This is a genomic window from Rhodanobacter sp. 7MK24 (assembly GCF_014842995.1).
Classification (GTDB): Bacteria; Pseudomonadota; Gammaproteobacteria; order Xanthomonadales; family Rhodanobacteraceae; genus Rhodanobacter_A.
Map to the genome: position 1 here is coordinate 41,838 of NZ_JACYXL010000013.1, position 23,434 is coordinate 65,271.

Below are 23,434 nucleotides of genomic sequence, written 5' to 3' on the forward strand. Positions count from 1 at the left end.
TCAATCCTGCTCCAACTGGTTGAGGAACTTCTTGAGCAGGCGCTCCAGCTGCGCCGTCTCGGCGGGCTTCATGCCGGCGGTCTGACGCTCCAGCAGCGCGCAGATCGACGGCATGAATTCGTCGATCATCGCCAACCCCTCGCGGCTCAGGCTCAGGCTGACCTTGCGCCGGTCCGTGTCGCTCGCGGTGCGCTCGACCAGCCCCTTGTCGCACAGACTGTCTGCAAGCCGCGTGATGTTCGCCGACTTCTCGCCCGCCGCCTCGGCCAGCTGCGACGGGTTCAGCGTATAGCCCTCGGTGCCGTACAGCATCATCAGGATGTTGTACTCCGGGTGGCTGATGCCCCACGGCTTGAGCGTGGCGTTGGCGGCGTCGTGCACGCGCTTGTGCAGATGCTTCACCAGCCGCACCAGCACCGCCGGTTCGCGCGGGAACGCGGGTTGGCGCCGGCAGGTGACGGCAAGGCGTTGTTCGGTGGGGGCGAAGCTGCTCATGGCTGAATGCAGTCGTTGCTGTCTTGTTTGTATTTCATATATGAAATATATGGAAATGAATTTTATGCCTGGAATGGGTGGCCTGCAAGTACCCCTGTCGACCGCCACTTCCTCGCCCCCGCCGACGACGTCATGATGGCCGCTGGTTCGACACGCCAACAGCGGACCCGCGCCATCCGCGCGCCGATCCGCCCCCATACGGAGGAGACGCGATGAAACGCTGGTTGCTCGTTGGGTTTTCCGGCCTGCTGCTTGGCACCGCCGGCGGCGCCATGGCCGATGAAGGCATGTGGACGCTGGACCATCTGCCGGTGAAGCAGATGCAGCAGCGCTATGGTTTCACGCCCACCCAGCAATGGATCGATCTGATCCAGCATGCGGCGGTGCGCCTGGCGGAAGGTTGCTCCGGTTCCTTCGTCTCGGCCAGCGGCCTAGTGATGACCAACCACCACTGCGCCAATGCCTGCCTCTCCCAGCTCTCCGGCACCGGCCACAATTACATGTCCGACGGCTACGTGGCGATGAAGCAGGAAGACGAGCCGAAATGTCCCGACGTCGAACTCAACCAGCTGGAGAAGATCACCGACGTCACCGACCAGGTGAACGCGGCGACCAGCGGCAAGCAGGGCGCCGAACGCATCAAGGCAGAGCGCGCGATCAGCAGCAAGCTGGAGACGCAGTGCGTCGCCGGCGATGCCAAGACCTGGCGCTGCGACGTGGTAACGCTGTACCACGGCGGCCGCTACGCGCTGTACAAGTATCGCCGCTACCAGGACGTGCGCCTGGTGTTCGCGCCTGAGCAGAGCATCGCCTTCTTCGGCGGCGACCCGGACAACTTCAACTTCCCGCGCTACGACCTCGACGTCACCTTCTTCCGCGCCTACGTGGACGGCAAGCCGGCGAAGACGCCGCAGTTCCTGCAGTTCGACCCGCATGGGCCGAAGGCGGGTGAAATGACCTTCGTGGTCGGCAACCCCGGCTCGACCCAGCGCGAGACGCCGTGGCTCCAGCTGTCCGCCATGCGCGATGACATGCTGATCCCGTTCTACGGCTACCTGTCCGACCTGCGCGGCGTGCTGTGGCAATACGGCCGCGCCGGCGCGCAGCAGGCCAAAGAAGCACAGGACATGCAGTTCGGCATCGAGAACACGCTGAAGGTGTTCAACGGCTGGCTGGAAACGCTCACCAACGAAAGCTTCATCACGCAGAAGCAGAAGGACGATGCCACGCTGCGCGACTGGATCGCCGCCGACCCGTCGCGCCGCGCGAAATACGGCGACCCGTGGGCGGACCTGGCCAAGGCCCAGCAGCGCGGCAAGGAACTGCAGGACCGCTACAACATGATCGCCGGCGGCCGCGGCTTCGGCGTTGGCACCCAGCTGTTCGCCGACGCGATGACCCTGGTGCGCGGCGCGGCCCAGCGCGCCAAGCCCGACGCCGAACGCCTGCCGCAGTACCGCGACGCCAACCTGCCCGCGGTGGAACAGTCGCTGGAGGCGAAGGTACCGGTATATCCGGAGTTCGAGCGCACCATGATGGCGTGGTCGATGGAGAAGATGCGCCAGATCCTCGGTGCCGACGATGCCTTCGTGCACCAGACGCTGGGCAAGCAATCGCCCGACGAGCTGGCGACCACGCTGGTGAACGGCACCAAGCTCGCTGACCCGGCGGTACGCAAGCAGCTGTGGGACGGCGGCGAGAAGGCGATCGAGGCCTCCACCGATCCCATGATCGCGTTCGTGCGGGGGATCGAACCCACTGCGACCAAGCTGCGCAAGCAGTACGAGGACGAAGTGCAGGCGCCCACCACCAAGGCCGATGAGGCGATCGCCCAGGCCCGCTTCGCGCGCGAAGGCACCAGCAACTATCCCGACGCCACCTTCACCTTGCGGCTGTCCTACGGCAAGGTGGCCGGCTGGAAGGAAGGCGACCACGAGGTGCCGCCGTTCACCGACTTCGCCGGCGCCTACAACCGCGCCACTGGCGCGGACCCGTTCAAGCTGCCGGACAGCTGGATCAAGGCGAAGGATTCACTGGACCTCTCCACGCCGTTCGACTTCGTCACCGACAACGACATCATCGGCGGCAACTCCGGCAGCCCGGTGGTCGACCGCGACGGCCATGCGGTGGGCCTGATCTTCGACGGCAACATCCACTCCATCGGCGGCGACTTCGTGTACGACGGCAGCAACAACCGCGCGGTGGCCGTGGACACCGCCGCATTGATGGAAGCGGTGCGCAAGGTCTACCGGCTGCCGCGACTGGCGGACGAATTGGCCAGCGGGCACCTGTGAATCGTGCCGGTGTGCGGGCGTGTGCCACGCACCGGTACGGAAATATCTTTGCGATCATCCGTGATCGCGAAGATCAAACGGGCGGCCATCCATTGCCGCACTCTTCAACAAACGCGAAGGGCGCCCTAGGCGCCCTTCGTTCTTTCCTGGTCGATCGGAGCCGAGCTCAGTTGCCCTTGACCGGGAAGGTCTGCGCGCCGCCACCGTTGGCCGGTGGCTGGGGCTGTCCCGGTGCAGTGTTGGGCTGGATGACGCGCGAACCGCATTGATAGGCGCCCCACGGCTGCGAACCGTCGCTGGGTTCACCCAACGGCTTGATGGTGTCCGCCTGCATGGTGGCGGCCTCGTTGCGCGCCATCACCTGCAGCTCGTCGCGCACCTTGATGTCGTTGCGGTCCACCGGGCCGACGTGGTCCATCACCGAGACGGTGATCTTGCCGAGGTCACGGCAACCGGAAACGTCACCGTTCCATGCCGTGCGCACGTTCTGCGAGGCCGGGGTGGGATTGATACCCCAGGTGCAGGCTCCAAGCAGCAGCGTGGGAACGATCAGCAACACGGTCTTGCGCATGGGGCGACTCCGATGTCTGGATGAAGAAAGGCCGGGCGCTGAGCCGCCCGCCCTCCATGCTAGCGCGCGATGCTGGCTCGCGCCTGTATGGGTGCTTGTTCCGCCTACCGAGTCCGCTGCCGATGGCCGAACGCGCACCGTCTCCAGCTCGTCCATTCCGGCGCAGGCCGGGATCCAGCAGCGACCGCGCGCATCCGAGTCCTGCGGTCACTGGATTGCCTGCGCCGGAATGAGGGGCAACAGCTACTTCGATACCGGCTTGCCGTCGGCGTCGAGCACCTGCACGTCGCCAAGGTCCAGTGCACGCACCGGCGCCTCGATCTGCTTGAGGTCGCCCACGATCACCCAGGTCATCGCCTGCGGCTGCACGATCTCCTTGATCGCGGCTTCGGCCTGGGCTTGCGTGACGGCTTCCAGTCGCGGCTTCAGCGTCTGCACGTAATCGTCGGGACGGCCGTACGCGACGATGCCCTCCATCGCGCCGAGCACCGCCACGGTGGTCTCGTAGCCGCCCGGCAGGGCGCGGATGCGCTGATCCTTGATCTTGGTGATCTCGGCATCGGTCAACGGCTTGTCGCCGATCACCGCGCGCGCCTCCTTCAGCACTTCGCTGGCGGAAGGCGCGGTCTTGTCGGTCTGTACCGGCGCGTAGAACAGCATCGGGCGCTGACCCTGCGCATCCATCAGGAAGCTCTGCGCGCCGTAGGCCCAGCGCTTGTCCTCGCGCAGGTTCATGTTGAGGCGCGAAGTGAAGGTGCCGCCGAAGGCACCGTTGGCCACCTGGATGGCGAGGTTGTCCGGCGTACGCGTAGACGGCGCCAGCAGGCCGGCGAGGATCAACGACTGCGGCGCATCGGGGCGGTCGATCAGGAACACGCGCGGCCTGGGCTGCGCGGCCACCTGGGCGATGTTCTTGTGCGGCACCGGGGTGGCCGGAGCTTTCCAGTCGCCGAAGGCGGCGTTCAACTCCGGGATGATCTTGTCCAGCGTGGTGTCGCCGGCTACCAGGATCTTCACGTTGTCCGGACGCAACCAATTCTGCTGGAACGCGCGCAGGTCATCCGCCGTGAGCGACCGGATGCTGGCCTCCGTACCGCTGCCGGTGAACGGAATCCCGTAGGCGTGGCCGGCCCCGTACAGCAGCGGCGGCAGCGAACGCAGCGCGAGGCCGATGGGCTGGGTCTTTTCCTGCGCAATGTCGGCCAGCCACTGGCCGCGCACGCGGTCGATGTCGGCTGCCTTGAATGCGGGGTCGCGCACGATGTCGGCGAACAACGCCAGCGAGGGCTTGAGCTGGTCGTTGAGGGCATTGAGCCCGGCGCTGCAGCTGTCCAAACCGCAGTCGATGCTGGTGGCCGCGCCGAGGCGCTGGCGTGCTTCGGACACCGCCACCGAATCCATCTTGGTGGTGCTCTCGTTCATCAGGCGCGCGGTGAAGCTCGCCGTGCCGAGCTTGCCGCCCTGGTCGGCGGCATAACCGGAATCGAACATCAGTTGCACCTGCGTCACCGGGATGGTGTGGCGCTGGGCGAGGATCACCTCGATGCCGTTGTCGAGCTTGCCGCGTTCGAGCGCAGGGAAGCTCAGCGAGGGAAAGCTGGTGACCTGCGGCACGCCCTTGCTGCGATCCACGTCGCTCTTGGTCACGCTGTATTCGCGCACGGCGGGCAGCCTGGGCTGCGGCTTGCCGGCGGCATCGCCCAGCGGCTTCACGGCCTTGTCCTCGGCCGCCGGATCGAAGTCCTTGCCGGCAGGCAACACGGTGAGCCGGTAGTCGCCCTTGGCCAGCCATTCGTCCGCCGCGGCCTTGACGCTGGCCGGTGTGGCCGCGTTGGCGCGGTCGAGATCCTTCTTGTAGGCAGCCGGGTCGCCGCGGTAGACCTGACCTTCGGCGAGGATCACCGCCTTGCCGCCGAAACCACCCACCTTCTCCAGCCCGCGGATGAACTGCGCGCGGTTGCCGATCTTGGCGCGATCGAGTTCGTCGGCGGAGGGGCCGTTGGCGAGGAAGTCCTTGAGTACCGCGTCGATCGCCGCCTCCACCTTGGCCGGGTCGACGCCCTGCTTCACGTCGGCCTGGATCTGGAACTGGCTGGCCAGCGCGAACGGCGCGATGCTGGCGGAGACGTCGTCCACCAGCTTGTCCTGGTAGACGAGGCGCTGGTACAGCCGCGAGGTCTTGCCGGCCCCCAGTACGGTGCTGGCCAGGTCGAGCTGGATGGCCGCGTCGCTGCCGAGCTGCGGTACCACCCAGGTGCGGTAGATGCGCGGCTGCGCCACGTGGTCGTGCTGCACGCCCTGGGTGGACCTGGCCAGCGGGGTGATCCACGGCTGCTGGTGCGCCACCGGCTTGCCGGCGGGGATGTCGCCGAAATACTTCAGCGCCTTCGCGCGTGCCTCGGCCACCGTGATGTCACCGGCCAGCACCAGCGTGGTGTTGGCGGCGCCGTAGTTGGCGTGGAACCAGTTCTTCACGTCCGCCAGCGATGCTGCGTCGAGGTCGGCCATCGAGCCGATGGTGTCGTGCTGGTACGGATGATTCGCGGGATAGGTATTGGCGAGGATGTTCTCGTCCACGCGACCGTAGGGACGGTTTTCATCCTGGCGCTTTTCGTTCTGCACCACGCCGCGCTGGGTGTCGAGCTCCTTCTGGCCGATCGCGTCGAGCAGGTGGCCCACGCGGTCGGATTCCATCCATAGCGCCATGTCCAGCGCGGTGGTGGGCACCGTCTCGAAATAGTTGGTGCGGTCGAACCAGGTGGTGCCGTTCATGTCGGTGGCACCGGCCAGTTCGAACGGCTGGAAGTAGGTGCCCTTGTGGTGCTCCGAACCCGAGAACATCAGGTGTTCGAACAGATGGGCGAAGCCGGTCTTGCCCTTCGGTTCGTCGGCCGAACCGATGTGGTACCAGATGCTCACCGCAACCACTGGCGCCTTGTGGTCCTCGTGCACGATCACGGTGAGACCGTTCGGCAGGGTGAAGCGCGTGTAGGCGATGTCCGGAACCTGCTGCGTGGCCCGCGCGGTTTGCGTGGCAGCCATCGCCGCATCCGGCGCAAGGCCAGCCATGGCGCTCAACAGGCTGGCGATCAGGACGGCCAAGGGCTTGCTTCCCATCGTGACGCTCCTTTCGGGTTGGGTGTCAGGCGAGCCTACGGGAGGGCGCAAGTTCCTGCCAGATGACCAAGGGCACGCGCACGGCCGGCTGTCCGGTTTTCCTGTCCGACTGTCCGCGGACAAGCGGACCCGGGCTTCAGGTGATCAGAAATTCTCTTTAAATTCAATTATCTAAAATGATTTTTCGACTTGGCATGCGGATTGCTCTCTATACATCGTGCAAGGACAACCCACCCAATCGGAGACACGCCATGAAATACGAGAACCTGATGCTGCGCAGCCTGTTCGTCGCCTGCCTGCTGGTTTGCACGCTGGTGTTGGGCGCAATGCTGAAGAGCTTCCCCGCTCCGGCCGGAATGGCCAGCAGCGGCACCGTCGCCAACGCCTTGCTGGCAAGCCCCGCGCAATGCGCGCTGCCTGCCGACGGCGTGATCTGCCCGCGCCAGCCGGGTTGAAGCCCACCCTTCCCATCCTGACGAGGAGTATTTCAATGAAACATGAAACCCTGATGCTCAATGGTTTGTTCGCGGCCTGCCTGCTGGTCTGCACCCTGGTGCTGGGTTCGATGCTGACTGACCGCCCGCCCACCGCCCAGACGCTGGCGACCACGAGCAACGCCTGCGCGACGACGGCCACCGCTTGCCCGCTGCCGCGCAGCTGATCGCGTCGCCGGCTCGCCTGCGCGGCCATGCGCACGCGATAATCGCCGGATGCTCCATGTCATCCTGTTCCGCCCCGAGATCCCGCCGAACACCGGCAACGCCATTCGCCTGTGTGCCAACACCGGCGCCGCGCTGCACCTGATCCGCCCGCTGGGCTTCGAGCTCGACGACGCGCGCCTGCGCCGCGCCGGGCTGGACTACCACGAATACGCCCGCGTCACCGTGCACGACAGCCTGGCCGATTGCCTCGCCACCATCGGCCAACCGCGCGTGTTCGCCTTCACCACCCGTGGCCGTGTGTGCCACGTCGATGCGCGCTACGCCGACGGCGACGCATTGCTGTTCGGTTGCGAAACCGCCGGGCTGCCGGGCGAGGTGCTGGACACCATTCCCGAGGCGCAACGCCTGCGCCTGCCGATGCGGCCGGACAGCCGCAGCCTCAATCTTTCCAATACCGTGGCCGTGGCGGTGTACGAGGCGTGGCGGCAGCTTGGATTCGACGGCGCCGCTACAATCCCCGGATGACCTCGCCCACACCCAACGCCTGGCTGCCCACGCCGTTGCGCAAGCTGGCCGGACGCGCGCTGGAAGCAGCGCTCAACCACACGCTGTCGCTCGACCCCGACACGCAGCAAAAGCTCGCCACCCTCAATGGCCGCCGCGTGCTGCTGCACCTGCGCGGGCCGGAGCTCGCGCTGGCCGTGACCGTGGAAAACGATCGCCTCGCGGTCGGGCCGCCGGACCAGAACGAGGCCGCCGCCAGCACGCTGCGCGTGGCCGCCACGCCCGGCAGCCTGCTGGCGATGGCTTTGCGCCGCGGCGACGACGGCGTGGCACCCGGCAAAGTGGAAATCGCCGGCGATGCCGACCTGGCGCGCCGGCTGGAAAAGCTGGCCTCGCAGTTCGCGCCCGATTTCGAAGAAGCCTTCGCGCGCAGCTTCGGCGACGTGCTCGGCGTGCCACTGGCGCGTGCCGTGCGTACCGCGTTCGTGCACGCAAAGGAAACCGCCAGCCATCTCACCGAAGACGGCGCCGCGTGGCTGCGCGACGAATCGCGCCTTGCCGTGGCTCCTGGCGAAGCGGAAGCCTTCCTCGACGGCGTGGACAACCTGCGCGAGCGCAGCGAACGGCTGGAGGCGCGCCTCGCCCGCCTGGCGGCACGCGTGAAAGGGACGCCCCCCAACGGAGCCGCCGCGTGACCTCGCTTGCCGTCGTTCCGCGTCTGCTGCGCGTCGCCGCCGTACTGCTGCGCTACCGGCTCGACGAGCTGGTGGACGCCGCCCACCTGTTCCGCCCGCTCAAGCTGGTGCGCCCGCTATTGGGCCGTCCCAGCGTGGACGTGCGCAACCTGCCGCGAGGCGCACGGCTGCGCCTGGCGCTCACCGAACTGGGGCCGATCTTCGTCAAGGCCGGACAGGTGCTGTCCACACGGCGCGACCTCGTGCCCGGGGACATCGCCGATGAACTGGCGCTGTTGCAGGACCAGGTGCCGCCCTTTCCCGGCAGCGCGGCGCGCGCCATCGTGGAGCGCGAGCTGAAGTCCCCGATCAGCCGCCTGTACGTCCATTTCGACGAAACGCCGCTGGCTTCCGCCTCCATCGCGCAGGTGCACGCGGCCGAACTTCCAGACGGGCGCTCCGTGGTGGTGAAGGTGTTGCGCCCCGGCATCGACGCGCAGATCGCCCGTGACGTGAAGCTGCTGCACTCGCTGGGTGCATTGGCGAACCGCTGGCATCCCAATGCCGACAAGATCCGCCCGTTGGACGTGGTGGCGGAAGTCGAGAAGATGCTGGAAAACGAGCTGGACCTGCAGCGCGAAGGCGCCAGCGCCAGCCTGCTCCGGCGCAACTTCGCCAGCGGCGTCGACCTCTACGTGCCCGAGGTGCACTGGGATCTGACCGCACAACGCGTGCTCACGCTGGAACGCGTGCACGGCATCAGCAGCGACGACATTGCCGCCATCGACGCCGCCGGCATCGACCGCAAGGCGCTCGCCGCCAAGGGCGTGCGGGTGTTCTACGAGCAGGTGTTCCGCGACAACTTTTTCCATGCCGATGCCCACCCGGGCAACATCTGGGTGGACGTCACGCGTCCCGTCGAGCCGCGCTTCATCGCGCTGGACTTCGGCATCATGGGCTCGTTGCCCGAAGCCGACCAGTACTGGCTTGCCCAGAACTTCATCGCGCTGTTTGAACGCGACTACGCGCGCATCGCCAAGCTGCACGTGGACGCCGGATGGATGCCCTCCACCGTGCGACTGGACGAACTGGAAGCCGCCGTGCGCACGGTGTGCGAACCCTACTTCACCCGTCCGCTTTCCCAGATTTCGCTGGCCGAGCTGGTGGTGAAGCTGTTCCAGACTGCGCGCCGCTTCGAGCTGACCCTGCAGCCGCAGCTGATCCTGTTGCAGAAGACCCTGCTCAACATCGAAGGCGTGGGTCGCATGCTCGATCCCGAGATCGACATCTGGGCGGTGGCGCATCCGGTGCTGAAGCGCATCCTGCGCGAACGCTACAGCCCGCTGCGCACGATGCGCGAGGTGCGCAAGCGCCTGCCTGAGTGGTTCCACCTCGCGCCGCAACTCCCCGAACTGCTGCGCGCTTCGCTGGAACAGATCGCGCAAGGCGAGCAGCGCCTGCTTGCCGACGTGGACACGCTCGGCCTCCAGCGCCATCTCATGCGCCGGCTGCTGCGCATGATCGCGTGCAGCGCGTTCGGCGCCACGCTGATCCTCTGCGCCACCCTGTTGTGGGCGCTGGCGCCACAACACGGTCTCTGGCTGCCGCTGGGCATGGGCGTAACCGGCCTCGCGTCGTTCATCTTCGGCTGGTCGCGCCGCTCCTGATTCCCTCCCCTGCACGCAGGGGAGGGAACTCCCACGGAACCTCATGACGCCTATCGAGATACTCCACCAGGACGACGCCTTCATCGCGGTGAACAAACCCGCGGGCCTTCCCGTGCACCGATCCGCGATGGTGAACGACGCCGAGCAGTACCTCGTGGACGTGCTGCGCGAACAGGTGGGCGGCAACGTCTACCTTGCGCACCGCCTCGACCGTGCCACCAGCGGTGTGCTGCTGGTGGCACGCAGCAGCGAAATCGCCGCCGCGCTGGGCGAGCAGTTCATGGGCCGCGACGTGCGCAAGCAATACCTGGTGGTGGTGCGCGGCTGGCCGGAGCCGGCCGAGGACGTGATCGACTATCCGCTGCCCGGTTCGCGCGAGACCGGTCTGCGTCGCGAAGCGCGCACGCGCTACCGTCAGCTCGCCGCGGTGGAAGTGCCTATCGCCCTGGGTCGTTATCCGCAACAACGCTACGCCCTGCTGCTGGCGGAACCGGAAAGCGGGCGCTTCCGCCAGATCCGCAAGCACCTCGCTCATATCCACCACCCGGTGATCGGCGATTGCCAGCACGGCCGCGGCGACCATAACCGCCTCTACAAGCAGCACTTCGCCTGCCACCGCATGCTGCTGCACGCGTGGCGGCTGGACTTCCGGCATCCGGCGAGCGGCGCGGCGATGACACTGCAGGCGCCGCTGGATCGCGAATACGCCGGCCTGCTCGAACGCTTCGACTGGGTCGACGCCCTGCCCTAGCGGCGCCTACGAAGCCAAGGCCGCGCGCAACGCGTCCACATAGGTCCGGCTGGCGCGCAGCGGCGTGCCATCGCGCAGACGCAGCAGGCAGTCGCGGTTGGAGAGCGCCTGCAGCTCGGCCACGCGATCCAGCCGCACGATGAGGGAGCGATGGATGCGCACGAATTGCACCGGATCCAGCCGCAGCGCCAGCTTGTGCAGCGGCTCGCGCAGCAGGTGCAGGCGCTCGCCCACGTGCAGGCCAGCGTAGTCGCCCTGCGCCTCGATCCAGTCGATCCTCGACACATCCACCCATTGCACCCGCTGCCCCAGCCGTATTTCGAAACGGCTGGCATGGGCCGGCAACGCTTCGGCGAGGGAGGGATCGCGTCGATGCGCCGCCAGCATCTGCCGTGCGCGGTCGAGCGCGTCGGCGAAGCGGTCCTCGTCGACCGGCTTCAGCAGATAGTCGAGCGCACGCACGGCGAACGCGCGCAGTGCGAACTGCGCATGCGCGGTGAGCAGGATCGCCAGCGGCCGCTCCTGCGGCGGCAGGCGCTCCAGCGCATCCAGCCCGTTGATGCCAGGCATCTGCACATCGATGAACACCAGGTCGGGGCGCAATTCGCGCATCGACTCCAATGCGGCCTCGCCGTCGGCACACTCGCCGATCACCTGCATGTCCGCATGCGCTGCGAGCCGCGCCCGCACGCCGCCGCGCGCCAGCGGTTCGTCATCCACCACCAGTACGCGCAACGTCATGCCGGCTCCGCGATGGCGCGGAAGGGAAAGGCGATGTCGACGGTGCAGCTGCCGTCGTCGCCCAATGCGAACTCGAACCGCTGCTGCTCCCCATGCAGCTGCACCAGCCTCTCGCGCACGTTGCGCAGGCCGATGGCGGCAGGACGCGTCTCATCGCCGGTCGCGTCGGATGCCGCCGGCGCGCCATCGTTGCGCAGCGACAACCGCAACGTTTCGCCGTCGCGCTCTGCCGCCAGCGCCACGCGACCGGGAGCGGTGCGCAGGGCGATGCCATGGCGTATCGCATTCTCCAGCAGCGGTTGCAGCAACAGGGGCGGCACTGCCGACTGCAGCACCTCGGGACCGATGCGCACGTCGAGCAACAGCCGATTCCCCAGCCGCACCTTTTCGATATCGAGGTAAAGCCCGGCCAGCGCCAGCTCCTCCGCCAGCGCCACCTCGTGCGACTCGCCGCTGTCCAACGTGGCGCGCAACAGTTCGCCCAGCGTGGCCAGCATGCGGTTGGCCTCCGCATTGCGCTGCCCGGCCACCAGAGCAGAAATCGCGTTGAGCGTATTGAACAGGAAATGCGGCTGCAGCTGGTAACGCAACGCGCGCAATTCGGCGTCGCGCGCCTGCGCGGCAATCTCGCGCACGCGCTCGCGCTCGGCCTGCAACACGATGTAATGCTCCACCACCGCATGCACGGCGCCGAAGGCTATGAGCGCCAGCCAGCAACCGTCCAATTGGGCGAACAGGAACGCCCATTGGAAACGCGGCAGCGCACCGAGCTGGATCGCCAGCAACTCGCCGAGCGCGTTGTTGGCCAGCGACATCGCGTAGCTCAGCGCCAGCAGGACCGGAACCGCCATCAGCCACGATACGCCGCGCCGCCGCAACCAGCGCTGTGCGGCCGCCATCGGCACGATCCAGAGCAGGTAGGTGATCGCGTAAAGCACGCGAAAATCCACGGCGCGGCCATGGCCCAGCTCGGGAAGCGCCATCACTGCCATGCACAGCACCAGCGGCGCGCCCGCCAGCAACGGTAGCCAGAAGGGAACATCGGCTCCGCGGCGAACGGCGGACGGCACGGCTTGGGTCATGCGCAAGGGTTTCCGGCGGCAACAGCAGGCAAGCCGCCTGCCACCAGGCCACTCTAGCGCAGGTTCGGCGGCTCGCTGGAATACGCCATCGCGCTGATCTTCCAGCCCGCACCGGTGTTCACCAATTGCCAGGCCTCATGGCCTCGATTGTTCAATTTGCCATCGGCAAGGAACACGAAATCGAAGTACACCGACGCAATGGCACCGTCGGTCTCGATACGCACGTTGGAAAACTTCTCCTCAACGCGCCCCTGGCTGCCGACGACGAAGTCGACGAAGCGCTGATGGTTGTCGCTGTGGAAACGCGGCACCTGCGGATGTCTGGCGCTGAGCTGCTGGTAGGCGTCATCGCCCAGCACCTCGAACCATGCGCCGCCTTCGGCCATGAACAGGTTTTCCAGCCCGGCCTTGTCCTTGGCGATCAGTGCCGCCTGGAATTTCGCGACCACCTGCTCGATCTGCGCATGTGCATCCGGCGACGCCGGCGTGGCCGCAGTTGCGGTGAAAGCGAACGCTGCCAGCAGGGGCAAGGCAAGCAATCCGGTCTTCTTCACGGGGACTCCGCGTGCAGTGGATGGGAAGTCCATTGCACAGGGCTGGGCAGCGACCATGCCAGCGTATTGCGACGAACCGTGCCCGCGGCGCGGCGAAGCGATGCAGACCTATCGCTCGCCGGCAGCACAGGCCTTATGGCGGAAGCACCCCACGAGGTGATCGTTGATCATCCCCGTCGCCTGCATCAGCGAATAGCAGATGGTGGTGCCGACGAAGCGGAAACCGCGCTTCTTCAGTTCCTTGCTCATGCGGTCGGAGAGCGCCGTGCTGGCAGGCACTTCGCCCTTCTCCTTCCAGCGATTGTGCAGCGGTTTGCCGTCCACGAACGACCACAGGTAGGCGTCGAGGCTGCCGAACTCGGCGATCACCTTCTGCGCTGCGATGGCGTTGTCGCGCGCCGCGGTCACCTTGAGCCTGTTGCGGATGATGCCGGGATCGAGCAGCAGCTTTTCCAGCTCGCGATCCTTCATTGCCGCCACGCGGGCGATGTCGAAATCGTGGAAGGCCTTGCGGTAGTTGTCGCGCTTGACCAGCACGGTGCGCCACGACAGCCCGGCCTGTGCACCCTCGAGACACAGGAACTCGAACAGGCGCTGGTCGTCGTGCAGCGGCACGCCCCATTCGGTGTCGTGGTAGGCACACATCAGCGTATCGTCGGCGGGTGCCCAGTGGCAACGTTGCATGCGGCGGTTCCGGCAGGGGGCGCTTGGCGCGGAGCGCACAGTGAACGCTGGAAGGCTGCCGGAGGCAATACACTCGCGCCTTTCCAGCGCGATGCCTTCCATGCCCGGTCAAGCCGCCTCGCAACGCAGCGCCTCGCTGGCGCTGCTCGCCACCATTCTGCTGTGGGCCTACAGCTGGGTGGTGATGAAGCAGGTGCTGGCGTTTGCGGGGCCGTTCGATTTCGCGGCAATGCGCTACCTGCTGGGTGCGGCGGTGCTGTTCGTGGCGCTGACGCTGAGCCGCCAGCCGCTGAAGCCGCCACCGCTGCTGCCCACGATCCTGATCGGCCTGTGCCAGACCGCGGCGTTCCAGGGATTGGAGCAATGGGCACTGGTGAGTGGTGGCGCCGGCCATGTGGCGTTGCTGGCTTACACCATGCCGTTCTGGGCCGTGCTCCTGGCTTGGCTGATCCTGCGCGAACGGCCCACGGGTCGACATTGGCTGGGCCTGCTGCTGGCCGCGCTGGGCCTCGTCTGCATCATCGAGCCGTGGCGCGGGCTGGGCAATGCGGCGAGTACGGTGCTGGCCATCGCCGGCGGCGCGGCATGGGCGGCCGGCACGGTACTGAGCAAACGGCTGTTCCGGTTGCACGCGGTGTCCGCACTCAATCTCACGGCCTGGCAGATGCTGGCCGGCGGCGTGGCGCTGGGCATCGTGGCGCTGGCGGTGCCGCAGCGGAACATCGCATGGAGCGGTGCCTTCATGGCCGGATTGGCGTACAGCGTGCTGATGGCCTCAAGCCTCGCGTGGTGGCTGTGGTCGATCGTGCTGCGCCGGCTTCCCACCACATTGGCCAGCGTGAGCAGCCTGGGCGTACCCATCGTTGGCGTGCTGCTGGCGTGGGCGATCCTGCACGAGGAGCCCAGACCGATGGAATGGGTCGGGATCGGCTTCGTGCTGCTGGGACTGTGTGCGGTGAGCGGCGTGCGGCGGCGGCGCCCGTAGGAGCGCACAGGGTGCGCTCCTACGCAAGGCACGCCCCCGCAAGTTCGCGCGGCTGCATTCAGCGCGATGCCGAAATCACGGCGGTATCATGTGCGCTGCCGTTCCCCGCGAATTTTCCGATGTTCTCGCTACCCGAATTGTGGTCACACCTGGTCGATTGGCTGAGCAGCCACGCCGTGGCGCCCGCGCTCGCCCTGCTGCACCTGGGCAAGCTGTCCGGCGACCCGCGCGACATCGCTGCGTCGCTGCTGATCGCCGTGCTGCAGATCTGCATCATCGGCTTCCTTTTCAGACCGCTGGAAACCTTCTTCCCCGCCGAGAAGTGGGCCGATCGCAAGCTCACCCTGGTAGACCGCAACTACACGGTGATGATGCTGGTGGGCATCTTCCCGCTGTTCACGTATCTGATCCTGATGCCCTTCAGCAACCTGCTGGGCGGTGCCGACACGAGCACCTCCAGCACCGGCTCGCCGCTGGCGCTGACGACCCTGATGCCGTGGTTCAACGGCCACCCCTACGTGCTGTTCGGCGTGTACTACGTGGTGTACGACTTCGTGTACTACTGGATGCATCGCACCCAGCACGCGCTGCCGTGGTGGTGGGCGCTGCACAGCATGCATCACAGCACGCGGCAGATGAGCTGCTGGACCAACGACCGCGGCAACCTGATCGACGGCTTCATCCAGTCGATGATCCTCGCCGTGGTGGGCCTGGTCATGGGTGTGGACCCGGACGAGTTCGCCTGGCTGATGCTGCTGGGCGAACTGGTGCAGAATTTTTCGCATACCAACACGCGGTTCGGCTTCGGACGCGTGTTCGAGCGCCTGCTGGTCGACCCGAAATTCCACCGCCTGCACCACATGCTGGTCGACGCCGAGCGCCCCAAGTTGCACAACTGCAACTTTGGCCAGGTGCTCTCGATCTGGGATGTGATCTTCGGCACCGCGCTGTATGGCGAACCGCCGCGCCCCACAGGCGTGGGCGATCCAGTGGTGGATGCGGACAACAATTACGGGCTGCTCGGCCTGCACTGGCATTCGACCAGGCGCTTCCTGTGCACGGTATTCCGGCGCGAGGGCTGGAGGCCGGGCGAAGTGGCATTCGATCCCGTGACGCTGCGTCCGGTCCCGGTCGATCAGCTCGACCTGCACGCCCTGGCACACCACCTCCCGGGCGGTGTCGCCGCAGCGACGACCGGCACGGCGGCGAACGACGACGCCGTCACTGCGGAATCCATGACGGTCTGAGTACGCTCACCACGGCAACGCGTCGAGATCGACATTGCCGCCGGTGAGCACGACGCCCACTTGCCTGCCGGCGAAACGCTGCGGCTGCTTGAGTATCGCGGCCAGCACGGTGGCGCTGGAGACTTCCACCACCTGCTTCAGCTCGCTCCACAACAGGCGCATCGCAGCGATGGTCTCCGCGTCGCTCACCGTGACGACTTCCACGCGATGCGTACGCAGGGCATCGAAATTCGGTTGGCCCATCAGCGCGCGCAGGCCGTCGCACACCGTGTCCGGCACCATGCTCGCGATACGCGAGCCCGCGGCCAGCGAGCGTGCCGCATCGTCGGCGCCGGCTGGCTCGGCGGCGACCAGCGCCAGTTCCGGCCTGAGCGCATGCGCGGCAATCGCCACGCCCGCGGCCAGGCCGCCGCCGCCGACGGGCGTGATGAGCGCATCGAGCTGCGGTGCCTGACGCAGCAACTCCAGTGCAATGGTGCCCTGCCCTGCCATCACCCGCGCATCCGCATAGGGATGAACCAGTGCGGCACCCGTCTGCGCCTGCACCTCGGCGCACATCGCCTCGCGCGCTGCCTGAGTGGGCGCGCAACGATGCAGCGTGCCGCCGGCACGCACGATGGCGTCCAGCTTGGCCTGCACGGCGCCTTCGGGCACCACCACGTGCGCCTGGATGCCGCGCGTGGCGGCGGCCAACGCGAGCGCGTTGCCGTGGTTGCCGGAGGAATGCGTGACCACGCCACGCGCGGCATCTTCGTCGGAGAGCGACCACACCGCATTGCAGGCGCCGCGAAACTTGAACGCACCACCGCGCTGCAGGTTCTCGCACTTGAAATGCAACTCGGCGCCAGCCAGTGCGTCGAGCGCAGCACTGCGCAGCACAGGCGTCACCACCGCATAAGGCGCGATGCGCGATGCGGCATCGCGGATCGCATCGATATCGGGCAGGGCGTTCATGCCTGGATGATCTCCACGCCGCAGCGATAGCGACGCTCCGCGCCCGGCAGCAGGCGGATCGCATCCGCGCACTCAGGCCGGTTGAAGGCATTCGCCATGCACTCCATCGGCTCCAGCGCGATGGCGCGGCGCACGTCGCGGCTGATCGTGTCGGAAGTGAAGGCGTGCATCAGGCCGTGTTCCTGCCAGACCACCAGTGCGCGACCGCTGGCCGGATCGCGCAGGTGCGTGCGGATGCGGCCGTCGGCGTCGGACTGCAATTCGTTGTAGCTCTGGTCGAGGATCTGGCCGCCGATCGCGCGCGGCTCGCGGAAATCCATCGCGGGCGCATCATCCAACGCCACGTAGGCGGCGGCTCCCGGCAGAGCAATCAGGTCGGCGCCGGTACGGATCAGGCCTTCGCCGGGAATCTGCAATTCCCAGCCATCCACCAGTGCGTCAGCCAAGCGGAAATACGGATGCCAGCCGAAGAAACACGGCGCCGCGTCGTCGCCCACGTTGCGCATCGCGACCTCCAGCGCGAGGCCGGCAGCGTCCAGCGTGAACGTCACCGCCAGGTCGATCGAGTGCGGATAACCTGGCTGCGGGCGAATCACGTTGGTGGCCAGCGTCGCCCGCGCTTTCTGTTCGTCCGCCGCAAGCGCAACAAGATCGAATGTGGCGCCACGCACGAAGCCATGCCGACTGGCGCGCGCCTCGCCCACCACGCCGGGCTGCAGATCCTGCGCCTGTCCGTCGAAGCTGTAGCGCGCGTCGGCGATGCGGCCACCGAACGGCACCATGATCGCGAAGCGCGAGCCGGAGCGCGCGACGACTTCCGCGTCGTCGCGGTAGCTGTCGGCGTAGTCGAACCACGTGCCGCCCTCGTCCGCCTCGAAATTCAGGAGCGCCGCCCCAAGCCGTGCGATGCGCACGCGGCGGCCGCCTTCGGCATCCTCCAGTTGCACCACGGGCTGTGTGCCCAGCATGGCCTCGACGGCACGGAAACGCGTCATTGCTAGCTCCGGTTGAAAGGCGGGGACAAGATTCGCCATGTTAGCCTGATCTGTCCCCGTCCCCGATGTCCCACCGCATGAACGCACGACCCGACGCCTCCAGCCTGCCGATCCGCCTTGCCGATTACCGTGCGCCAGCCTGGCGTGTAGAGCGCGTTGAGCTGGATTTCGAGTTGGGCATAGCCACGACCGAGATCGGCGCGAAGCTGCTGCTGCGCCGCGATCCTGCGCAGGACGAATCGTTGCGGCTGGACGGCGAAAACCTGGAGTTGATTTCCATCGCGCTCGACGGCGAGGTCCTGGCGGACGATGCCTACCGCCTGGTCGACGGCGGCCTCGAAGTGCATGGCGCGCGCGACGGCAGCGTGCTGGAAACACGCGTGCGCGTGCATCCCGCGGCGAACACCGCATTGGAAGGCCTTTATCTCTCCGGTCCCAGTGAGACGGGTTTCCTGCTCACCCAGTGCGAGGCGCAGGGCTTTCGCCACATCACGTTTTTCCCGGATCGCCCCGATGTGCAGGCGATCTATACCGTGACCTTGCGTGCCGATCGCGCGCGCTTCCCCGTGCTGCTGGCCGGCGGCAATCCCGATGGCTCTGGCGAACTCGAGGATGGCCGCCATTGGGCGCGCTTCGTCGACCCCCATCCCAAGCCGGCCTATCTGTTCGCGCTGGTCGCCGGCCGTCTGGAGAAGATCGAACAGGACTACCGCACCGCCGACGGCCGCGACGTGCAGCTGAAGATCTGGGCCGAGGCCGACGCCATCGACCGTTGCCACTACGCGATGGACGCCTTGGTGCGCTCGATGCGCTGGGACGAACAGGCCTACGGTCGCAACTACGACCTCGACGTGTTCCACGTCGTCGCCACCCACGACTTCAACATGGGTGCGATGGAGAACAAGGGCCTCAATATCTTCAACACGAAGTGCCTGCTGGCCGACGCCGACTCCAGCACCGACGACGAGTACCGTCGCGTGGAAGCGGTGGTCGCGCACGAGTACTTCCACAACTGGAGCGGCAATCGCGTCACCTGCCGCGACTGGTTCCAGTTGAGTCTCAAGGAAGGTTTCACCGTATACCGCGAGCAGTGCTTCTCCGCCGACATGAACTCGGCGCCGTTGAAGCGCATCGAGGACGTGGGTCTGCTGCGTCGCGCGCAATTCCCCGAAGACGCCGGCCCGCTGGCGCATCCGGTGCGGCCTGCCGAGTACCGCGAGATCAACAACTTCTACACCGCCACCGTGTACGAGAAAGGCGCCGAACTGGTACGCATGCTGGCCGGCAAGCTGGGTACGGCGGGCTTTCGCCGCGGCACCGACTTGTACTTCAGCCGCAACGACGGACGCGCCGCCACCCTCGAGGATTTCCTTGCCGCGCTGGGCGAAGCGAATGACGTCGACCTCTCGCCCTATCTTGCCTGGTACGGCCAGTCCGGCACGCCGCGACTGAAAGCGCATGGCCACTACGACGCCACGCGCCACGAATACACGCTCACGTTGTCGCAGCACACGCCAGCCAGTCTCCAGCAGCCGCGCAAGCAGCCCCTGCCGATTCCGGTGAAGCTGGCGCTGTTCGGATCCGACGGCCGCATGCTGCCCTTGCATACGGACGGCCAAACGGATGCCTCCGAGATCGTGGTCGTGCTCGACGAGGCCGAGCAGTGCTTCGTGTTTCGCGACGTGCCCGAGCGCCCTGTGCCCTCGCTGTTGCGCGGCCTCTCCGCGCCGGCGGTACTTGAGTGCGATTACACGCCGGCCGAGCTTGCCCTGCTGCTGGGTCACGATCCAGACGGCTTCAATCGTTGGGACGCAGGCCAGCAGCTTGCCCTGCGCGCCTACGATGCGCTGCGCGACGGCGCCCACAACGGCGCCGTGAACGCATGGTGCGACACGCTGGCTGCGCTGTTCGACGATGCACGGCTCGACGCCGCCCTGCTCGCCGACCTGCTTGTCCCACCCGGTGAGATCGAGCTGGCGGAGCGCGAGTCCGTGGTCGACCCGGCGCGCATATATACGCTGCGCCAGCAATTGCAGCAGCGCCTGGCCGCACGCATCGGCGCCGACAAGCTGGAAGCGCGATATCGCTCGCTCGCCGCGCAATCCACGGCAGGCATCGATGCCGTCAGTCAGGCCAACCGCAGCCTGAAACAGCGCGTGCTCCAACTGCTGGCCCTGCTCGATCCGACCGCCGCCTGCCATCATGCCGCCACGCAATACCTCGACGCGCCGAGCATGACCGACCGCCTCGCCGCGCTGGGTGTGCTGGCCCGGCACGACGCCGCACGCAGCGTCGAGCCGCTCGTGCACTACCGCGAACGCTACGCGAGTGATCCGCTGGCGTTGGACAAGTGGTTCGCCCTGCAGGCACAGCTGCCCGGCGAGGGCGCGCTGGCCCGGGTGCAGGCGCTGGAAGCCGACCCGGCTTTCACCCTGAAAAATCCGAACCGCGCCCGCGCCTTGCTGGGTACCTGGGCCAACGGCAACCCTTCCGGCTTCCATCGCGCCGACGGCGCAGGCTATCGGTTGTATGCCGACCGCTTGCTGGCATTGGACGCGCTGAACCCGCAGATCGCGGCCCGTCTCGCCACCGCGTTCAACGGCTGGCAGCGGCTGGAGCCGCATCGTCGCGAAGCGGCGCATGCCGCGCTGGCTTCACTGGCTGGCCACGACCAGCTCTCGCGCAACCTGGCCGAGATCGTAGGCAACATGCTCAAGGGCTAAAACGGAAACGGCGGCCTGGGCCGCCGTTTTTTCGCGTGGAAGCGCCCTAGGAATCGCACGCTAAGTGCGCGCTCCCACGTGAAGCAGGTTCAGCTCACACCGGCAGGCTTTTCAGCGCGGTGCGCAGGCGCACCATGCGCGACTCAAGCCGCGGCTTCAGCATGGCGCGCTCGCTTTCGGCGCGATCGTCCAAGGTTTCCATGGCCATCTCGATGCGGCCGATCTCGATCAGCAGGTCGTGATGCGGAAAGAATTTCTCGAAGTCGATGCTCATACCCATGGCTGCGTCCCCCGGCTTTGGTGTTGCCAAAGGCAATGCATCGGCCATGCCAAAACGTGATTTCAATCACATTGTGCCCTTGGGATGCTGCGTGACACTGACGCAACGCGTCAGCAGCTGTCCTGCCTCGGCAGAAAGTTGCGCTGCAGTCACCACGGGTTCACCTACTTGCGACGATTATCGACCCACGGTCTGGCAGCGAGACGGCCATATCACCACTGGATTCAAAGTTTCTGGCGCCCGGCATCACGGTCATCCTGGATTCCCCCTGTTCCTGAGACCGCCGGGCGCCAGATCTAAACGACGAAACCCCGCATCCGTGCGGGGTTTCGCTTTTTCCGGCACAAAAAACGACGGCGCCCCGAGGGGCGCCGCCTGGCTTCCTTTCACGGTACGCGATCAGGCCCCTGTCCGCCCGATCCCGACGCGCGTAGTCGCGCAGCCGGTGCCCTTGAAAGTGCGCGGTGGTCGATGCAGGTTGCATGCCAAACCCCGACCCTGCTCGCGCGGTACCATAAGCTCCTGCTTTCAGAGCCTTGCGCATCATGCTTCATCCCAACCGCTATGACGTGATCGTGATCGGCGGCGGCCATGCCGGCACCGAGGCTGCGCTGGCGTCCGCCCGTTGTGGCGCACGCACCCTGCTGCTCAGCCACAGCATCGAAACCGTGGGTGCGATGAGTTGCAACCCGGCCATCGGCGGCATCGGCAAGGGACACCTGGTGAAGGAGATCGACGCGCTGGGCGGCACGATGGCGCACGCGGCGGACATGGCCGGCATCCAGTGGCGCACGCTCAATGCCTCCAAGGGGCCGGCGGTACGCGCCACGCGCTGCCAGGCCGACCGTGCCCTATACCGTGCCGCAATTCGTCACATTGTGGAAAGCGAGCCCAACCTCGACCTGTTCCAGCAGGCGGTGGACGACCTGATCGTGGAGGGCGGCCGCGCCGTGGGCGTGGTGACGCAAATGGGCGTTTCCTTCCGCGCCAGGTCGATTGTGCTCACCGCGGGCACCTTCCTCGGCGGCAAGATCCATATCGGCCCCGCGCAGTACGCAGGCGGCCGCGCTGGCGACCCGCCCGCCAGTGCCCTGGCGGTCCGGCTGCGCGAGCTGCCACTGGCAGCCGATCGACTCAAGACCGGCACCCCTCCGCGCATCGATCGTCGCAGCATCGATTTCAGCGGACTGGAAGAACAGCGCGGCGACGATCCGGCACCGGTGTTCTCCTACCTCGGCTCGCGCGACGAACACCCGCGCCAGGTCAGCTGCTGGATCACCCACACCACCGAACGGACGCACGAACTGATCCGTGGCGCACTGGATCGTTCGCCGCTGTACACCGGCCAGATCGAAGGCGTGGGCCCACGCTACTGCCCCTCCATCGAGGACAAGGTGGTGCGCTTCGCCGAGAAGAGCTCGCACCAGATCTTCATCGAACCGGAAGGGCTGGATACGTTCGAGATCTATCCCAACGGCATCTCCACCTCGCTGCCGTTCGACGTGCAGCTGGCGCTGGTGCAGTCGATCAAGGGTTTCGAGCAGGCGCACATCACCCGGCCTGGCTACGCCATCGAGTATGACTACTTCGATCCGCGTGGCCTGCAGCCGTGGCTGGAAACCAAGGCGATCGACGGCCTGTACTTTGCCGGCCAGATCAACGGCACCACCGGCTACGAGGAGGCCGCCGCGCAAGGCCTGCTGGCCGGACTCAATGCCGCGCTGGCCGTGCAAGGCAAGGCGCCATGGTATCCGCGCCGCGACGAGGCCTACCTTGGCGTCCTGGTGGACGACCTCACCACCAACGGCACCATCGAGCCCTATCGCATGTTCACCTCGCGTGCCGAATACCGGTTGCACCTGCGCGAGGACAACGCCGACCTGCGCCTCACCGAACAAGGCCATGCGCTGGGCGTGGTGCCGCAGCCGCGCTTCGACGCACTGCGCGCCAAGCGCGAGGCGGTGGAACGCGAAACGCAGCGCCTGGCCACATTGTGGGCCGCCCCGAACAACGCGCTGGGCGCGGCGATCGAACGCCAGCTCGGCATTGCGGTGAGCCGCGAAACGAATGCGCTGGATCTGCTGCGCCGTCCCGAACTCGATTACGCCAAACTTGCCGCCGTCGCCGAACTCGGCCCTGCCGTGGCGCACGAAGACGTTGCGGCGCAGGTCGAAGTGCAGGCCAAGTACGCGGGCTACCTGGATCGCCAGCGCGAGGAAATCGAGCGCCAGCGCCGCCACGAGCAGACCGCGATTCCCACCAGCTTCGACTACGACAAGGTGCGCGGACTCTCCGCCGAAGTGCTGCTGAAGCTCAAGCGCGCGCAGCCCGCAACGCTAGGGCAGGCCGCGCGTATCAGCGGCGTCACTCCCGCCGCGATCTCGCTGCTCCTGGTGCATCTGAAGCGCCACGCCGCCTGAGACTTTCCTGCGTTCGGCCTACCCTGGCGCGGCA

General features: G+C 66.8%; 21 protein-coding genes. 11 read left to right on the forward strand and 10 right to left on the reverse strand.

The features are described from left to right. Positions 1-495 (reverse strand): MarR family transcriptional regulator, encoded by a 495-nt coding sequence (locus IHE49_RS16885; RefSeq protein WP_192160102.1) that lies wholly within the window; start codon positions 493-495, stop codon positions 1-3. Positions 496-707: 212 nt separating this feature from the next. On the opposite strand from IHE49_RS16885, the gene IHE49_RS16890 reads away from it, so the two are divergent. Then, complete coding sequence (locus tag IHE49_RS16890) at positions 708-2,789, forward strand: S46 family peptidase (RefSeq protein WP_192160104.1); 2,082 nt, start codon at positions 708-710, stop codon at positions 2,787-2,789. A 166-nt stretch (positions 2,790-2,955) separates the two neighbouring features. On the opposite strand, the gene IHE49_RS16895 is transcribed toward IHE49_RS16890, so the two are convergent. Beyond that, positions 2,956-3,360 (reverse strand): DUF4156 domain-containing protein, encoded by a 405-nt coding sequence (locus tag IHE49_RS16895; protein ID WP_192160106.1) that lies wholly within the window; start codon positions 3,358-3,360, stop codon positions 2,956-2,958. Positions 3,361-3,603: 243 nt separating this feature from the next. Then, on the reverse strand, positions 3,604-6,477 hold the full coding sequence (locus IHE49_RS16900) for a pitrilysin family protein (protein WP_192160108.1): 2,874 nt from the start codon (positions 6,475-6,477) through the stop codon (positions 3,604-3,606). A 251-nt stretch (positions 6,478-6,728) separates the two neighbouring features. Between IHE49_RS16900 and IHE49_RS16905 the strand changes: the two genes are divergently transcribed. Genes IHE49_RS16905 through IHE49_RS16930 form a run of 6 tightly spaced genes read left to right on the forward strand, consistent with a single transcriptional unit; the run spans position 6,729 to position 10,735 of the window. After that, positions 6,729-6,932, forward strand: coding sequence for a hypothetical protein (locus tag IHE49_RS16905; RefSeq protein ID WP_192160110.1), 204 nt, complete (start codon positions 6,729-6,731; stop codon positions 6,930-6,932). A 35-nt stretch (positions 6,933-6,967) separates the two neighbouring features. Next, entirely contained in the window at positions 6,968-7,138 is a 171-nt protein-coding gene (locus IHE49_RS16910) for a hypothetical protein (protein ID WP_192160168.1), read from the forward strand. Between the two features lie 49 nt (positions 7,139-7,187). Then, positions 7,188-7,664, forward strand: a complete 477-nt coding sequence (gene trmL / locus IHE49_RS16915; RefSeq protein ID WP_192160112.1) for a tRNA (uridine(34)/cytosine(34)/5-carboxymethylaminomethyluridine(34)-2'-O)-methyltransferase TrmL — start codon at positions 7,188-7,190, stop codon at positions 7,662-7,664. Further along, complete coding sequence (locus tag IHE49_RS16920; protein ID WP_192160114.1) at positions 7,661-8,338, forward strand: SCP2 sterol-binding domain-containing protein; 678 nt, start codon at positions 7,661-7,663, stop codon at positions 8,336-8,338. Before trmL ends, IHE49_RS16920 begins: the two co-directional genes overlap by 4 nt. After that, complete coding sequence (gene ubiB, locus IHE49_RS16925) at positions 8,335-9,984, forward strand: ubiquinone biosynthesis regulatory protein kinase UbiB (protein ID WP_192160116.1); 1,650 nt, start codon at positions 8,335-8,337, stop codon at positions 9,982-9,984. The genes IHE49_RS16920 and ubiB overlap by 4 nt, the downstream gene beginning before the upstream one ends. Before the next feature lie 43 nt (positions 9,985-10,027). Next, positions 10,028-10,735, forward strand: a complete 708-nt coding sequence (locus tag IHE49_RS16930) for a pseudouridine synthase (RefSeq protein WP_192160118.1) — start codon at positions 10,028-10,030, stop codon at positions 10,733-10,735. Positions 10,736-10,741: 6 nt separating this feature from the next. Here IHE49_RS16930 and IHE49_RS16935 read toward each other — a convergent pair whose 3' ends face one another. The 4 genes from IHE49_RS16935 to IHE49_RS16950 all read right to left on the reverse strand — a co-directional run bounded on the left by IHE49_RS16935 (position 10,742) and on the right by IHE49_RS16950 (position 13,796). Continuing rightward, the gene (locus IHE49_RS16935) at positions 10,742-11,476 is read right to left on the reverse strand and encodes a LytTR family DNA-binding domain-containing protein (protein ID WP_192160120.1); all 735 of its coding nucleotides are present in this window, start codon (positions 11,474-11,476) and stop codon (positions 10,742-10,744) included. Next, positions 11,473-12,558: a histidine kinase gene (locus IHE49_RS16940; RefSeq protein ID WP_192160122.1), complete on the reverse strand. Its 1,086-nt coding sequence runs from the start codon at positions 12,556-12,558 to the stop codon at positions 11,473-11,475. Before IHE49_RS16940 ends, IHE49_RS16935 begins: the two co-directional genes overlap by 4 nt. Before the next feature lie 53 nt (positions 12,559-12,611). Continuing rightward, complete coding sequence (locus IHE49_RS16945) at positions 12,612-13,112, reverse strand: nuclear transport factor 2 family protein (protein WP_192160124.1); 501 nt, start codon at positions 13,110-13,112, stop codon at positions 12,612-12,614. Between the two features lie 108 nt (positions 13,113-13,220). Continuing rightward, the gene (locus tag IHE49_RS16950; RefSeq protein ID WP_192160126.1) at positions 13,221-13,796 is read right to left on the reverse strand and encodes a DNA-3-methyladenine glycosylase I; all 576 of its coding nucleotides are present in this window, start codon (positions 13,794-13,796) and stop codon (positions 13,221-13,223) included. Between the two features lie 100 nt (positions 13,797-13,896). Here IHE49_RS16950 and IHE49_RS16955 point away from each other — a divergent pair, with 100 nt between their 5' ends. Next, positions 13,897-14,781, forward strand: coding sequence for a DMT family transporter (locus IHE49_RS16955; protein ID WP_192160128.1), 885 nt, complete (start codon positions 13,897-13,899; stop codon positions 14,779-14,781). Between the two features lie 119 nt (positions 14,782-14,900). Further along, positions 14,901-16,028 (forward strand): sterol desaturase family protein, encoded by a 1,128-nt coding sequence (locus IHE49_RS16960; protein ID WP_192160130.1) that lies wholly within the window; start codon positions 14,901-14,903, stop codon positions 16,026-16,028. Positions 16,029-16,034: 6 nt separating this feature from the next. Here the strand turns inward: IHE49_RS16960 and IHE49_RS16965 are convergent, their stop codons facing one another. Then, positions 16,035-16,982 carry a pyridoxal-phosphate dependent enzyme gene (locus tag IHE49_RS16965; protein ID WP_192160132.1) on the reverse strand — a complete coding sequence of 316 codons (948 nt, stop codon included), beginning with the start codon at positions 16,980-16,982 and terminating at the stop codon, positions 16,035-16,037. Next, positions 16,979-17,977 carry an aldose epimerase gene (locus IHE49_RS16970; protein WP_192160133.1) on the reverse strand — a complete coding sequence of 333 codons (999 nt, stop codon included), beginning with the start codon at positions 17,975-17,977 and terminating at the stop codon, positions 16,979-16,981. The genes IHE49_RS16965 and IHE49_RS16970 overlap by 4 nt, the downstream gene beginning before the upstream one ends. A 77-nt stretch (positions 17,978-18,054) precedes the next feature. Here IHE49_RS16970 and pepN point away from each other — a divergent pair, with 77 nt between their 5' ends. Continuing rightward, positions 18,055-20,700, forward strand: a complete 2,646-nt coding sequence (pepN, locus tag IHE49_RS16975) for an aminopeptidase N (RefSeq protein ID WP_192160134.1) — start codon at positions 18,055-18,057, stop codon at positions 20,698-20,700. 94 nt (positions 20,701-20,794) lie between these two features. On the opposite strand, the gene IHE49_RS16980 is transcribed toward pepN, so the two are convergent. Continuing rightward, positions 20,795-21,028, reverse strand: a complete 234-nt coding sequence (locus IHE49_RS16980; protein ID WP_225578527.1) for a hypothetical protein — start codon at positions 21,026-21,028, stop codon at positions 20,795-20,797. A gap of 497 nt (positions 21,029-21,525) precedes the next feature. On the opposite strand from IHE49_RS16980, the gene mnmG reads away from it, so the two are divergent. Next, a complete protein-coding gene (gene mnmG, locus IHE49_RS16985) occupies positions 21,526-23,400 on the forward strand; it encodes a tRNA uridine-5-carboxymethylaminomethyl(34) synthesis enzyme MnmG (RefSeq protein WP_192160136.1) in 1,875 nt (624 codons plus the stop codon). The last annotated feature ends 34 nt before the right edge of the window (positions 23,401-23,434 follow it).

Bases quoted from the DNA above. Each gene is read 5' to 3' on its own strand.
- IHE49_RS16885 (WP_192160102.1), bottom strand. From the start codon at position 495: ATGAGCAGCTTCGCCCCCACCGAACAACGCCTTGCCGTCACCTGCCGG.
- IHE49_RS16890 (WP_192160104.1), top strand. From the start codon at position 708: ATGAAACGCTGGTTGCTCGTTGGGTTTTCCGGCCTGCTGCTTGGCACC.
- IHE49_RS16895 (WP_192160106.1), bottom strand. From the start codon at position 3,360: ATGCGCAAGACCGTGTTGCTGATCGTTCCCACGCTGCTGCTTGGAGCC.
- IHE49_RS16900 (WP_192160108.1), bottom strand. From the start codon at position 6,477: ATGGGAAGCAAGCCCTTGGCCGTCCTGATCGCCAGCCTGTTGAGCGCC.
- IHE49_RS16905 (WP_192160110.1), top strand. From the start codon at position 6,729: ATGAAATACGAGAACCTGATGCTGCGCAGCCTGTTCGTCGCCTGCCTG.
- IHE49_RS16910 (WP_192160168.1), top strand. From the start codon at position 6,968: ATGAAACATGAAACCCTGATGCTCAATGGTTTGTTCGCGGCCTGCCTG.
- trmL (WP_192160112.1), top strand. From the start codon at position 7,188: ATGCTCCATGTCATCCTGTTCCGCCCCGAGATCCCGCCGAACACCGGC.
- IHE49_RS16920 (WP_192160114.1), top strand. From the start codon at position 7,661: ATGACCTCGCCCACACCCAACGCCTGGCTGCCCACGCCGTTGCGCAAG.
- IHE49_RS16930 (WP_192160118.1), top strand. From the start codon at position 10,028: ATGACGCCTATCGAGATACTCCACCAGGACGACGCCTTCATCGCGGTG.
- IHE49_RS16935 (WP_192160120.1), bottom strand. From the start codon at position 11,476: ATGACGTTGCGCGTACTGGTGGTGGATGACGAACCGCTGGCGCGCGGC.
- IHE49_RS16940 (WP_192160122.1), bottom strand. From the start codon at position 12,558: ATGACCCAAGCCGTGCCGTCCGCCGTTCGCCGCGGAGCCGATGTTCCC.
- IHE49_RS16950 (WP_192160126.1), bottom strand. From the start codon at position 13,796: ATGCAACGTTGCCACTGGGCACCCGCCGACGATACGCTGATGTGTGCC.
- IHE49_RS16955 (WP_192160128.1), top strand. From the start codon at position 13,897: ATGCCCGGTCAAGCCGCCTCGCAACGCAGCGCCTCGCTGGCGCTGCTC.
- IHE49_RS16960 (WP_192160130.1), top strand. From the start codon at position 14,901: ATGTTCTCGCTACCCGAATTGTGGTCACACCTGGTCGATTGGCTGAGC.
- IHE49_RS16965 (WP_192160132.1), bottom strand. From the start codon at position 16,982: ATGAACGCCCTGCCCGATATCGATGCGATCCGCGATGCCGCATCGCGC.
- IHE49_RS16970 (WP_192160133.1), bottom strand. From the start codon at position 17,977: ATGACGCGTTTCCGTGCCGTCGAGGCCATGCTGGGCACACAGCCCGTG.
- pepN (WP_192160134.1), top strand. From the start codon at position 18,055: ATGAACGCACGACCCGACGCCTCCAGCCTGCCGATCCGCCTTGCCGAT.
- IHE49_RS16980 (WP_225578527.1), bottom strand. From the start codon at position 21,028: ATGGCCGATGCATTGCCTTTGGCAACACCAAAGCCGGGGGACGCAGCC.
- mnmG (WP_192160136.1), top strand. From the start codon at position 21,526: ATGCTTCATCCCAACCGCTATGACGTGATCGTGATCGGCGGCGGCCAT.